This window comes from Flavobacterium quisquiliarum (assembly GCF_019308285.1).
GTDB classification, from domain to species: domain Bacteria; phylum Bacteroidota; class Bacteroidia; order Flavobacteriales; family Flavobacteriaceae; genus Flavobacterium; species Flavobacterium quisquiliarum.
In genome coordinates this window covers 53281-67046 of record NZ_WWEM01000022.1, presented here as the reverse complement: position 1 = coordinate 67046, position 13766 = coordinate 53281, and the positions used below count along the sequence as shown (strand labels likewise).

The window sequence follows — 13766 nt, the reverse complement described above, 5'->3', positions numbered from 1 at the left end:
GACAAAGGAGGGATCACACACGGAGCTCTACAAAGATTGGCGAATTACCATGCGGAATTCCTAGTGTGATCCTTCCTTTGTCAGGATGACAAACGGTACGTATAACTCTTTAGCATAAAAAAACTTTGTGTCTTAGTGCCTTTGTGGCAATAAACTTTACCACAAAATGATTAAATTTAGAACATAATTTTAAACAAAGTTTCAGAGAAACTCCAACCTGAAACTTTAAACCTGAAACTTTAAACCTGAAACTTTTAAAAATGATACATCAAGATATAGAAGTAAAAAATATAAAAAGTAAACCGAAAACTTCCTGTTGCTGTTCGCATGATGAACCTGTGCATACAGAAAGTGACGGACACGACCATGAAGGACACAATCACGACCATAATGTTGAAGGAAGTTTGTTTCAGTTATTCTTGCCCTCTATTATATCATTAATTTTACTGTTAATCGGAATCGCTTTTGACAATTACTTTCCACAAAATTGGTTTACGGGAATTGTCAGAATTGCTTGGTATGCAATTGCATATCTTCCTGTTGGTTTTCCCGTTTTAAAAGAAGCTTACGAAAGTATTGTAAAAGGCGATGTTTTCTCAGAATTTTTTCTGATGTGTATTGCCACAATTGGTGCATTTGCGATTGGACAATATCCAGAAGGTGTTGCTGTTATGCTGTTTTATACAATTGGAGAGACTTTTCAAGGAATGGCAGTCAGCAGAGCAAAATCGAGTATAAAAGGATTGCTGGATCAACGTCCAGATGAGGTTAGTATTTTGGAGAATAATAGTGCTGTAAAAGTCAAAGCAAAAGATGTTCAAATTGGAGCGGTAATCCAACTTAAAGCGGGCGAAAAACTGGCTTTAGACGGCGAATTATTGTCTGATTCGGCTTCATTTAACACTGCAGCTTTGACAGGAGAAAGCAAACCAGATACTAAGAAAAAAGGCGACACAGTTCTGGCTGGGATGATAAACGGAAATACTATTGCAGAAGTAAAAGTAACGACGGCTTATAACGACAGTAAATTGTCTAAGATTCTGGAATTGGTACAAAATGCTACGACAAAAAAAGCACCTGCCGAATTATTCATTCGAAAATTTGCTAAAATTTATACGCCGATAGTAGTTTATCTGGCAATTGCAATTTGTTTGCTTCCAATGCTTTTTGTAGAAAAGTATGTTTTTGCTGATTGGCTTTACAGAGCTTTGGTATTTCTGGTAATTTCTTGCCCATGTGCGTTGGTTATTAGTATTCCGTTAGGTTATTTTGGTGGAATTGGCGCTGCAAGTAAAAACGGAATTCTTTTTAAAGGAAGTAATTTTCTGGACAGTATTTCGACGATTCAGAATGTAGTGGTTGATAAGACAGGAACTATGACTGAAGGTGTTTTTAAGGTTCAGGAAGTTATTATAAAACCTGAATTTGATAAAGATGAAATCCTGAAATTAGTTAATGTTCTGGAAAGCCGAAGCACCCATCCTGTTGCCACTGCGATTCATAATCATGTGGGAGAGATTGATGCTTCAATTGAATTGAAAGAAATCGAAGAAATTTCAGGACACGGATTAAAAGCTATTTTTAATGGAAAAGAACTGCATGTTGGGAATTTTAAACTTCTGGATAAATTCAATATTTCGTATGATATTAATCCTTCAACGATAGTTTATACGACGATTGCGATTGCTTATGATGGAAAATTTGCAGGTTATTTAACGATTGCAGACGAAATTAAAGAAGATGCAAAAGAAACAGTTGCTAAACTAAAATCTTTAGGTGTAAAATTAACGATGTTGAGTGGCGATAAAACCAATGTGGTTCAGTTTGTGGCTGAAAAATTGGGAATTACAAAAGCTTTTGGGGATTTACTTCCAGAAGATAAAGTCAATAAAGTCAACGAAATTAAAGCCAAAAACGAAACTATTGCTTTTGTAGGCGACGGAGTAAATGATGCGCCTGTAATTGCTTTGAGTACTGTTGGAATCGCCATGGGAGGTCTAGGAAGCGACGCCGCAATAGAAACGGCCGATGTTGTAATTCAGGATGATAAACCTAGTAAAATTGCAATGGCAATTAATATTGGAAAACAAACTAAAAAGATTGTCTGGCAGAATATTACTTTGGCTTTTGTTGTAAAAGCTTTTGTACTGATTCTAGGTGCTGGCGGACTTGCTACAATGTGGGAAGCTGTTTTCGCAGATGTTGGTGTGGCGTTATTGGCGATTTTGAATGCGGTTAGAATTCAGAGAATGAAGTTTTAAAGGGACTGAATAATATCTTTCCATCTCGTTTGGGAATAAAAGTTTTTAAATTCCTTATTTGCTAGTAGTTCTTTTTTGTTTAAATCGTCTCTAAGATGATTCAGGCTTAAAAAATCCAATGCAATGCTTCGGTATTGTTCTTCTTTTGTTTTATTATAAATTTTAGCGAATAATACAGAAGCTTCATAATTCTGTGAACTGGTCATTCCTCCTAAAATCATCGAAGCATTATTGTAATTATCATATACTTTTGGGTATTTTTTATACCTATAATACTTTTTAGCTTCGTTGATGAGATTTAATGTACTTTCAGTATCTTTTTTGTTTTGATTTAAAGCTGCTACTGCTGTTGGAAGAGAATATTGGAAACCATAATTTAAGGCATAAATTTTTAAAGGCAGAAGACCAAAAGAGGCTCTTCTTTCATCAGCCTTATTTTCGTCAATAATAGCTCTAAATCCTGAAGCTTCTCCGTTTTGAGTCCAGTTGACCTGAGTGCCGTAAAGTTGTTTGTAATTAAGATTGCATTGTACTCTGTCATATAGAAAAGCGAAGTTTTCCATGTTGATTTCGTTTGTTCCGGTTAATTTTTGCATTTCCTCTAAGGCAGTTTTCTGAAAAAAAATATCTTGGTCGGCATGCTGTACAAGCAACCATAAATTATTGGAACCATCTTTACCAATTTCTGATATTTTGGGCCACCCGTATTTTTTGATAATTTCTTTTGCCTGTGTAAGATTTTTAAAATCCAATTCATTGATTTGTTGCTGTAGTTGGGCTAATTGATCTGAATCTGAAGTTTGAATTTTTAAATACCGAATTCTTTGATCCTGAATAGTCATGGCATTAATTTGCCTACGAAGTTCAGGTAGTTTTAAGGTCTTTTCAAATTGGAGTTCGGCAACACGGGCTTTTTCAGAAATAGAATCCCAGAGTTCATCGTAGTCGTTTCTCAAATAATCAAAATACGGATCAATAAGAAGAACGTCTGTTTCTGTCCAGCCTTTATCCAGAGAAATATTAAGGTATTTAAAAGCTTCATCCTGATTTTGGTCCAGAGCGTATACACCTGCTGCTTTATAAGCATTTAGTGCATCTGGCTGTTGTAGGGCAAATGCTTTTCTGTAAAGCGGAATAGCATTTTTATAGTCTTTTTGAAGATGCAATAAAGAAGCTTTTGCAATTAGTTCTTCATAGTTAGTATTTATTTGTGCTTTAGAATCAGATAAGCCGGAAAATAGTAAAAAGAGGAAGAAAAATTGTTTCATATACTTTAAAACCATGCTGCAAAATATTTGGAATAATGAAAATACAAATTTTATATTTAAATGTTTGGTATATAATGTATTAAAGTTGAATTTCTTTTATTATTTCCAATTTGATTTACTTTTTCAAATGTTTCTGCTCCTGAATTTCTCCATTTCCAAAAGACCAATTTTCAAGACCGTTATTCTCCAAAAGGATAATAATGACATTGTTTATTAGAATTGGTGTAGTCGAGGCAATTCTTGTCGCAATTTGATGGTATAATTTCTTTTTTTGCTCTAGCGTTCTTCCTTGTCCTGCCGTTATTTGAACATAAATAATCTCATTAGAATGCGAAATACCAAGGTAACTTTCAGGATATTTGATTTGATGCGTTTCTAGTTCTTCAATTACATGGAAATAATCGGCTGAGGGAATATTAAATTCTTGGATTAAAGATTGATGAATGGATTCTGAAATGTTATTTTTTGTTTCCAGCGAAAGTTTTTTCGGAAGACTGATACGTACAAATGGCATTTTGGCTATTTTTAAATTAGTTGTTTAGCGGAAGGCAATCTTTCAATAAAAATAAGAAATTTTAAAATTTAATAGTAATCCTATTTCCATTGTTTTGTAAGCGAACTTCTGTTTTGTTGCTTTCAGAAGGCGTTTGGGTTGGATACCAATTTCGATTTGGCCTTACTATAATCAATAAACCTTCATCGTCTCCAATTGCAGCAAAAGCTTCGCTATTGGTGTTTTTAGAAAAGAAATTTAAATCATATTTAGAGATCAATTCATTTCCTAATTCCAATGGGTTTTCATTTACAATCCCGATTTCGCTGATATTTAAAATAGATTTAGAACTAAATGCTTTGTTCTCTGAATTATCAAGATCATGTCTGGCAATGAACTCTAATAAATTACCGTTGTTATCATAAAAATAGATAGCATGGGCGTTCCAGTTCTCAAAATTGGTAATAACATTTTCATCTTTAATTACAATTAAATCTGTTTTATTACGGCACCATTTAATCGCTTCATCAAGCTTGTTTTCAGGAATATTAAAAGCAAAATGATAAATAGATTTGAAGCTCGGTTGTTCAACGAATTTTAAAATGGAATTTCCTGCTTGAATGCTAACTGAATCTACAGTTTTTTCTATGATAGACAGTTCCAAAATATCTTGATAAAAAGCAGTTGTTTGTTGAATATTTGGGGTCTGAATTTGGATTTTTGCTAACTTCATAATGCTTATTTTTAGAAGAATTAGTACTTCTTTTTTGTTTCAAACAAATTTAAAAAACGAAGTCCTTCTTTTGACTGTTAAGGTATTCTAAGCTTCAATAAAAGTATAATCAAAAAATATGAAAAAAGTTGGTTTTCCAATAAAAAAGCCCTTTTCAAAAATGAAAAGGACTTACAAGATTTGCAAAATTGTTGGGGCAAAATACAAATCATTCTAACTAAATTATTTTGGCATTTCTGGAATTATAATTCTTCTTGTAGGCGTGCTTAAAGTTTCAATAAAAGCTAATAAATCTCCCATTTCTTCCTTACTTAAATCCAGTTTTTTAAGCATTGGATCTACTTTCGGAATTAAAGAATCTCTGGCAGTTCCAAGATATTTTTTCTGAACAGGAGAAGGATTTCCTAAATTGTACAATTCCACAACATCCAATAAAGTCGGAAAATGGCCGTGATGCATCCAAGGTTTTGTGTTTACGACTTCGCGAAGTGTCGGCGTTCTAAATTTCCCAATATCTTTTACATCTTTAGTAACATTATAACGTCCAAAATCTTCGTTTTTGGTTCCGAATAAAGTCTGTCCGTCATTATGAAATTGATTGTCGCTGAAATAAGGCGTATTATGACAGTTAATACACTGTGCTTTGGTTCTGAACAAATGAAGTCCTTTTACCTGTTGGTCCGTATAAATATCTGATTTTCCGCTTACAAACTGGTCAAATTTACTTTTCGGACTATTTATAGATCTTTCGAAAGTAGCGATGGCATATTGTATTCTTTCTAAAGTCACTTTTTTATCTCCAAAAGCCTTAGTAAATAAGGAATTATATCCTTTTATTTTGGCAATTTTATCAACAGCAATCGTTAGTTTTTCGTTCATTTCTAAAGGATCTTGAACAGGAAATTGTGCTTGATCTTCTAAACTTGAAGCACGTCCGTCCCAAAATAGGGAAGTAGCATACGCCGAATTTAGAATTGTCATCGAATTGCGTTTTCCTGTCTGACGATCATGTCCAAACGAACGTGTTAAATTATCTGTCCATCCTAATTCTGGATTATGACAGGAAGCGCAGGCAATTTGGCCACTTCGAGATAATCTTGGGTCAAAAAACAAAATCTTACCCAGACTCTCTTTTTCCTTAGAATACGGATTATAAGCGGGATAAGGCACAGCAGGAAGTACGCCAATATCCTGAAATTTAGATTTATCAATACTTTCATGTAGTTCCGCAGCAGGCCATTTTGAGGTATCGCCACTGGAATAGAGTTTTCGTAACTCTTGAATATCAATATAATCGGAGCCTTCGGCTGTTTTGTACGCCGATAATCCGAGCAGGAATAAGATTGGTAAGATTAATTTTTTCAACTCTTTTGTTTTTTGTTTTTTGTTTTTTGTTTTTTTTGATTTGTTTCAAGTTTCAGGTTTCACGCTTCAAGTTGCAGCAGAACGTGAAACCTGAAACCTGAAACTTGAAACATTTTTTTTATGCCAAAAGCTTTGTCAAAGTTTAAAACTTTGACAAAGCTTGAAAAGTTTCGATTTTCAGCTGTCAACTGCGACTGAACACTAAAATCTGTACACTGAACACTAAAGCGTAACTTCTTTAGGACACGATATACTTAAAGCAGCCGGTTTAGGATAGGTTCTATTATTATACATTCTGTATTGTGTTGAAACTGTTCCTCCAAAAAGTTTATCATTTGTAAGCTTCAATTCAAATGAGATTTCATACAAACCAGCACTGATTTCTTTATATGTTCCTTCTCCTGAAATAGCTATGACATGAGTATTTGTAGCACTAGATCCAATTGTAATATCTTGCGGAATTACTAATACAGTTCCTTCGGTTTTGCTTGTTCCATTTGCTGGGAAAAACTCTAAAGCTGAGGTAATATTAAATCCAGGAGAAATCGCTGCCGAGTTACTTTCGTTAGAGAACCATCTTTTTAGACCGAAAGAATTTACAGTATTGGTACCACTCGCAACGTTAAAACCAATTTTGAATGCATCGTGATATACGTCATCATTTGGATTTGCAGTTCCTTTGTCGCTGTACAAAATAGCATTTTCATTGTCTTTTGTAACTACAACTGGAAAAGTCAGAGCATTAAAGGTCTGCCAGGTACAGTTACCATTATTATTAAACCAATGTTCTCCATAAGTCAAATAAAAAGCATTTGTTGGGTCTGTAAATTTAGATGCCGGATTTGCCTGAATGTCTCTAGGCGATTTTATTGGTTTTACTATTGTTAAACCAGTACTTCCAGTAGCAATATAGTTTGGGGTATTGACTAGCGTAATTTTTGATTCATAACGTGCATCGTCGTTTTGAATATCTTCCAATAATGTTAAATGATAGGTTATTGAGCTCCTGTTAGTGCCATAATCATCATGTGTAAGAGAATATTCGAAACCATTTTGAAATTTAAAAATATTCGCATTTTCAATTTCTGACGGAATAAATCCGTTAGGGAAATTTACTTTAAAATCGATAGTTTCACCTACTTCTCCTTTAACAATAAGCTGTGATACAGGAAAAGTGTAAACAGTATTTATGCTTCCTAAATTAACTGTAAAAGTTTTGTTAGGTGCGTATGAATTAAGATTTCCTATATGTATTTCAGGATCGGATGCATTCTCTAATTGTAAAGTGATGGACTGTTTATCTGTCCATCTTTTTTCAAATGAAAGATAAATAGTATCGGTAAGTTTTGTGCCTTCAAAACGCAACGTATTTTTAGGCTCAACGCTAAAACTATTGCTATCTCCGGATGTTGAGGAGCTAAAATTTACTGTGACAGCTTCTTTTAAATTTTTACTTGTCAAACTTACAGGAATTTTTAAAACCCTTACCGACTGATTTTCATACGTTTCTATAGGTATGGTAGTGGTATTTACAACAGGATATTCGATTGGTATGTTGTTACTGTTTACCATAAAATTAAACCTTACAAAAGGATCAACAGTTGTATCTAATCTGTAATCATCTTTTGAACAAGAAAACAGCGCTAAAACAATACTTACGATGGATATAAATTTAATACGATTCATTTTGTTTTAAGTTTGTGTTAAGGTTAATATTACGACGCGGTATTGGCAATATAAATTTTGGTGATGGATAAGTTAGGCTGCAGCTAAATGAAACACAACCATCGTTTCTCGAGACATCTTTTTTATTTCGGGCAATATCAAATAAGAAATAGCCTTCGAAACTAAGTTCTTTTCTTCTTTCCAAAAATATGGCATCCCTAAGGCTCTCAGAGTTTTGAAAAACAGTTGCATTTGCTCTTGTTCTGATAGTATTAAGATCTTTTACCGCTTGATCGGTATTATTAAGTTCTAAAGCGGCCTCTGCACGAATTAGATATTGTTCGCTTAATCTGAAAGCAACATATCCAGGATTTCCTTGAAATTTTTCAGTAAAATAATAGTCTAATGTTTTAGCCTCTAAATTAACCGATGTAGTTAAGGGATGGTTTGTGTATAATTCCCTGCGAATATCTCCTGTTTCATATAAATTCAATAAATCTAGCGAAGCAACATACTTACCATAGATAGAATTTGAACTGTATCCAAAAAATGCTGCCATAGAGCCACTTGATGCTCCTTCTTGGTTTCTTGGTATAGAAAATTCTAATAAAATTTCTGATACTGGAAGATCTGGCTTTTTCCATTCAGCAATATAATTTGCGGAGCTTACTAAACTGACTCCAGAATTTGTAATAACATCATCAGCGGTGTCATAAGCATTTTTCCAATCTTTTTTAGATAAATAAACTCTCGATAGTAAGGCTTTTGCATTGTTTTTATTGAAATAAGAATAGCTATAACCATTTAAAAGAACGGTATCCGAATAAAGATTTAAAGCACCTTTAAGATCACTTATAATCAAATCGTAAGTGTTCGATGCAGTTTCTCTAGCAGGATATTGAATTCCGTCAGTAATTGATTTAGTCATGTAAACAATTCCTTTATGCGAAGCATCATCAGTAAAACCGTAATTTTGACTGTATAATTCACTTAGTAAAAAATGAGAATAAGCTCTTGCTGTCAGGGCTTCGGCTTTTATCTGACTTTTTTCATTAGCTGTTGCATCTTTTAATGCATCAGTAAATTCCAAAATTAAATTAGCCTGATTAATAATGTCATAACTATTGCTGTAAAAACTGGCTAAATCTGAATCATTGGCTAAATCATCAAAATTATATAATAGCTCAACACTGCTAGGAACACCAATAGAACCAACTGTAGTTGAAGTGGTTACTGAGGGAGCAAATTTTAGATTTCCTCCCTGAAGATCTGCATACACTACAAAAGCTTCACTTTTTACATTTTGTTCAAGTTCACGGTATAAACCGTTTAAAGCTGTTAAAACTCCTTGTTTTGTTGACAACTGCTCGTTAATAGAAGTTTGTGTGCCTGGTTCCTGTTCTAAAAAATCACTGCAACTTTGGAATAAGCAGATTACAGCCAGAAGCAAAGGAAATTTGAATTTATTTATATTTTTAAAGTACTTCATCATTTTTAGAATTTAGCATTAATACCCATGGAAATTGTTCTGGCCTGAGGATAAGTGTAACTAAACTCTCTAATGCCATTCATGCCTTTAGGGCTTTTTTCTTTGTACCAGTAAAGTGCATTTGAAACATCTCCAAAAAGAGTTAATGCATCAAGAAATGTATTTTTTAGCGGCACATTATAACTTAGGTTGATATTACTGATTTTAATGTAAGTAGCATCATAAACATATTTGCTCATATTTGGAATCAACGTATTGTTTCCTGGAGCAGGCTGTGTTACGATATCTCCAGGATTTTTCCAGTAATCCATTGCGTTTACAGACAAGTTTCTGTTAATAGTGTTTCTGTATTTTGCAATGATTTCATCTGAAACTAATTTACTTCCTCCCCATTGATAAGCTCCTGTTATTGATAATGTTATATCATTATATGAAATTCGGTTGCTAAAACCTCCAAAAGCTTTAGGTTGTGTGTTTCCAATTGGTTCCCAGTCAGCATTTGTAAACAATCTTGCATAAGTAGCAGCATCATACACCTGACCATTCTTTTTTATCATATCACGACCTGTTGCAGGATCTACACCAACCCAATTAACTCCCCAAATTGTTGAAGTGCTGTGACCGATTTTTTGAGCGATAGCAAGGTTCGCTACAGAATATTCGTCTCCCAAACCTTTTAAGTCTGTTATTTTATTTTTTAAGGTAGCGATGTTAAAAGAGGTACTCCATTTAAATTTACCTTTTTGAAACCATTTAAATTTTGTTGTAAATTCAAAACCTTTGTTATACATATCAGCTGCATTTAATTCTACTGACGTATAACCATTTTCTGCTGGAATTTCGCGGGATACAATAAGATCAGATAAGTCATCGTAGTAATACTCTAATGTCATTTCTACAACATTAAAGACATTAAAATCGACTCCAGCATTAAATTTTTTATTTTTTTCCCAGCTTAAATGCCCGTTTGGAGCAGCACTCGGATTAGCATAATTTCCACCATTATAACCGTTTTGAGCAAAAGTGTATAAACCCTTAGAGCGATAAGAACCTATTCGTGAATTACCTGTAGAACCATAACTAACTTTTAATTTTAAGAAATCAATCCAGCTGTTTGATTTTAAATAGTTTTCATTACTTATAATCCATGCCAGACCTGCTCCGCTGTTTAAAGCAACGTTGGTATCATCGCCAAAAACAGAACTTTGGTCGCGTCTAAAATTTCCTAAGAAAAAATATTTCTTTTTATAATTATAGTTAACCTGTGAAAATAAAGAAACACGTGAAGCATTACTAATCTCGTACTCATAAGTTTGTTTTGTTCTTCTCTCATCTATTGTAAGCGTCTCAGGATTATCGTCTTGTAATGCATTTGAAACAGGATTAATAACATTTGGATTAATAAAACCAGTTCCTGCCATATAATTGAATTTTCCTTTTTCTTCAGCTAATTCAAATCCCAAAACTCCGTCAATGCCATTATTTTTATTGATTTCTTTATTGAAAAGGATTTGACCCTGCCAGTTCCATTTTGTTGTTTTTCTGTTATTAATGGCTCTTCTTCCCCAGTTATTATAAGTAATGCCATCCAAAATAAAACTACCGCTTGTACGACCACTTTCATTTTCTCCTGAGAAATAGCGGTCTTGTTCTTTGTCTTTAAAATCTATTCCAAAAAGAGTTGAGAATTTAAAAACATCATTAAGCTTATAATTTAAATTTAAGCTTCCTAATATCCCATAAGTATCAGTTTCATTTTTGTTTTGCGCAATAGCGGCTAACGGATTTCCTCCAGTTACACCTGTTAAACCAGTTAAAGTATAAGAACCATCTTTATTATAAGGACTTAAAGTAGGAAGGTAAGCAAATGAATAATAAATATTTGGAGCTGTTTTTTGTATGTAACTTGGATTCAAAAATAGATTTACATCTAATTTTGAAAGTTTATAACCTAAATTGATACCTGCATTTAATTGTTTTGTTTTATTTCCCAATTGAGGTTCATCAATATCTAAATATGATATATTAGTTCTGTAAGAGAATTTAGAATCTGCTCCAGAAACATTAAAATTATACTTATTGTAAATTCCATTAGTATTTAATAAATCAAACCAGTCAGTATTGACGCCGTTATAAGAAATAAGTGCGGTAGAACTTGTACCTTTTAGATATGCATTTCGCATCTCGGTATACTGTTCGCCATTTAAATATTTAATTTGATTTATGGCAGAAGAAACTCCAAGCTGGTTAGAAAAACCAAATTTTGTTTTTCCAACTTTTCCCTTTTTAGTTGTGATCAAAATTACACCATTTGCTCCATCTGCACCATAAATACCAACTGCAGCCGCATCTTTTAATACTGTAAAGCTTTCAATATTTTCGGGAGCAATTTGTGCCAATGGATTTGACAAACTTTCTGAAAATGAAGTTCTACCATTAAAGAAGGAGCTGTCAATAAAAGTTTCTTCGCTCATAATAATCCCGTCAACAATTATTAAAGGCTGAGTAGAAGTACCCGTTATGTTTCCATTTATTGGTGTCAAAGTTCCCTGACCTCTAATGTTGATTTTTACTGGTCCGCCAACTCCAGATGTGTTCTCAATTAAAACCCCTGCAATCTGTCCTTCAAGCATTTTATCTATACTTTCAGAAGCTTGTTGTACAGGAATATCTTTAGCTGTAATAGTTGAAATACTTCCTACAATTTCTTCTTTCAGTTTTTTAGTTCCGTATGAAGAAGTGATTACAACCTGATCCAATTCGTCACTAACTTCTTTAAGATAAAAAACAAAATCTTTTTTATAACCAGCGGTTTGAGTCTGTGTTTCCATTCCCAAGAAACCAACTTCAAGCACCTGATTTTTAATGTTGTTTCCTTTTAGTTCATAAGCAAATTTTCCATTATAGTCCGTTATAGCGCCCATTCCAGTTCCTTGAATGCGAATTGTTGCTCCAGGAAGTGGCTGTCTGACTTTTGCGCTGTAAACGGTTCCTTTTATAATTCGATCGGTTTCCTGTACATCCGAATTAGATTGGTCAATAGGCGTTGCATCTGTCAATAAAACCTGCTTTTTCTGAATGTAATAGGAGATATTTGTGCCTTTTAATAACTTTTTTAAAGTAGTTTCTAACGAAGCATTATCAACATCAATATCGGCTAACTGCTCTGCATCGATTTTTTTAGCATTATAAATGATTCTAAAATCAGATTGTGCTTCAATAGATTTGATAATTTGGCTTATAGGTTTGTTTTTGACATGTAAAGTAATGGTTTTGTTTTGCGCAAAACCTTTAAAACTGGATATAAGGAGGGCCAAGAAAAACAGAATTTTTCTTAAGTTATTGGGTATCATTAAAGTCATGTTTTATTTAGTTGTGGAAAATAGGTTTAATGGTAATTGTTTTTTGTTCAATAGAATAATTAAAAGGCGTGTCACGTTTTAGAAGATCTAAAATGTTTTCGACACTAGACTCACTGATTTTAATTGAGCCAGTAAAATTCTGTTTGGCCAAAACAGCATTTTCGTTGATGATTTCAACGTCGTAGGTACGCTCAATTATTTTTGTAATGGTAGAAAATGGGGTATTGTTGAAGGCAAGTTCACCTTGTGTCCAAGCTTCATAAAAAGAAGTATCAACATTTTTCGTTGTAATTTTCTTAGACTGATTCTGCCATATAGCCATTTGGGAAGGCTTTAGCAAAACAGTATTTAAAGGATTTTCTTTTTCAGACATTTTAATACTTCCTTCAACCAAAACACTGCTCACGGTTTTGTCTTCAGGGTAAGCACTTACATTGAAACGCGTTCCAAGAACTTCAATTTCAACCTGATCTGAATGTACAATAAACGGATGCTGCTTGTCTTTAGCAACTTCAAAAAATGCTTCACCGGTTAAATAAACATTTCTATTACCGTTTATACCAAATTGCTCAGGATAACGTAAAGTAGTTCCTGAATTTAAACTTACCAGAGTACCATCTGAAAGTTTTAGTTTAAATGTTTTTCCGTACGGAATTTTTAAGGTATTGTATAAAACGTCTTCATCCTGAACTTTTCCGAAATAAACAATCTGATCAGGGAATTTTCTGGCAACCAGTTCGCCTTTATCATTCACCAATGTATTCAGATTCTTTTCGGTAAAAAATTCCAAACGTCCATCGCCTAATTCCAGAACAACTTCTTTTGAAACAGCTGTTCTTTCATTAAAATAAAAAGCCAGTTTTCCTAAACCAAATAAAACAACAAGAATGGCCGCGTATTTAAAATACGTTCTTATTTTATTTTTTGGTTGTAATGCCACTACTGGAACTTCACGTGAAATAGTTCCGGAAAGCGCGGTTAAGGCCCAAGTCTTTTTTAAAGATATAAATTGCTTTTTGTTTTCTTCTGAGGCTTCAATCCATTCAAAAAGTTGCTGTACTTCTTGTTCTGAAGCTTCATTAGATAAGTATTTATAAATTATTTCCGATGTCATAAATGCGTTTTTAAAC

Annotated in this window: 9 protein-coding genes; 1 reads left to right on the top strand and 8 read right to left on the bottom strand. The window is 33.4% G+C overall.

The window, feature by feature from the left end:
- Positions 1 to 260: 260 nt before the first annotated feature.
- Complete coding sequence (locus tag GSY47_RS10320; protein ID WP_179003462.1) at positions 261 to 2261, top strand: heavy metal translocating P-type ATPase; 2001 nt, start codon at positions 261 to 263, stop codon at positions 2259 to 2261.
- Here GSY47_RS10320 and GSY47_RS10315 read toward each other — a convergent pair.
- The 8 genes from GSY47_RS10315 to GSY47_RS10280 form a co-directional block, all read right to left on the bottom strand.
- Positions 2258 to 3529 carry a DUF6624 domain-containing protein gene (locus GSY47_RS10315; protein ID WP_179003463.1) on the bottom strand — a complete coding sequence of 424 codons (1272 nt, stop codon included), beginning with the start codon at positions 3527 to 3529 and terminating at the stop codon, positions 2258 to 2260. The two genes, GSY47_RS10320 and GSY47_RS10315, sit on opposite strands and share 4 nt — an antisense overlap.
- 115 nt (positions 3530 to 3644) lie before the next feature.
- Positions 3645 to 4043 (bottom strand): tautomerase family protein, encoded by a 399-nt coding sequence (locus GSY47_RS10310; RefSeq protein WP_179003464.1) that lies wholly within the window; start codon positions 4041 to 4043, stop codon positions 3645 to 3647.
- A 61-nt stretch (positions 4044 to 4104) separates the two neighbouring features.
- Complete coding sequence (locus GSY47_RS10305; RefSeq protein WP_219071256.1) at positions 4105 to 4755, bottom strand: VOC family protein; 651 nt, start codon at positions 4753 to 4755, stop codon at positions 4105 to 4107.
- A 222-nt stretch (positions 4756 to 4977) separates the two neighbouring features.
- A complete protein-coding gene (locus GSY47_RS10300) occupies positions 4978 to 6120 on the bottom strand; it encodes a cytochrome-c peroxidase (RefSeq protein WP_179003466.1) in 1143 nt (380 codons plus the stop codon).
- 222 nt (positions 6121 to 6342) lie between these two features.
- On the bottom strand, positions 6343 to 7806 hold the full coding sequence (locus GSY47_RS10295) for a hypothetical protein (protein WP_179003467.1): 1464 nt from the start codon (positions 7804 to 7806) through the stop codon (positions 6343 to 6345).
- Entirely contained in the window at positions 7793 to 9277 is a 1485-nt protein-coding gene (locus tag GSY47_RS10290; RefSeq protein ID WP_246611310.1) for a RagB/SusD family nutrient uptake outer membrane protein, read from the bottom strand. Before GSY47_RS10290 ends, GSY47_RS10295 begins: the two co-directional genes overlap by 14 nt.
- 2 nt (positions 9278 to 9279) lie before the next feature.
- On the bottom strand, positions 9280 to 12627 hold the full coding sequence (locus GSY47_RS10285; RefSeq protein WP_246611309.1) for a SusC/RagA family TonB-linked outer membrane protein: 3348 nt from the start codon (positions 12625 to 12627) through the stop codon (positions 9280 to 9282).
- 16 nt (positions 12628 to 12643) lie between these two features.
- Positions 12644 to 13750, bottom strand: coding sequence for a FecR family protein (locus GSY47_RS10280; protein WP_179003469.1), 1107 nt, complete (start codon positions 13748 to 13750; stop codon positions 12644 to 12646).
- Positions 13751 to 13766: the final 16 nt, after the last annotated feature.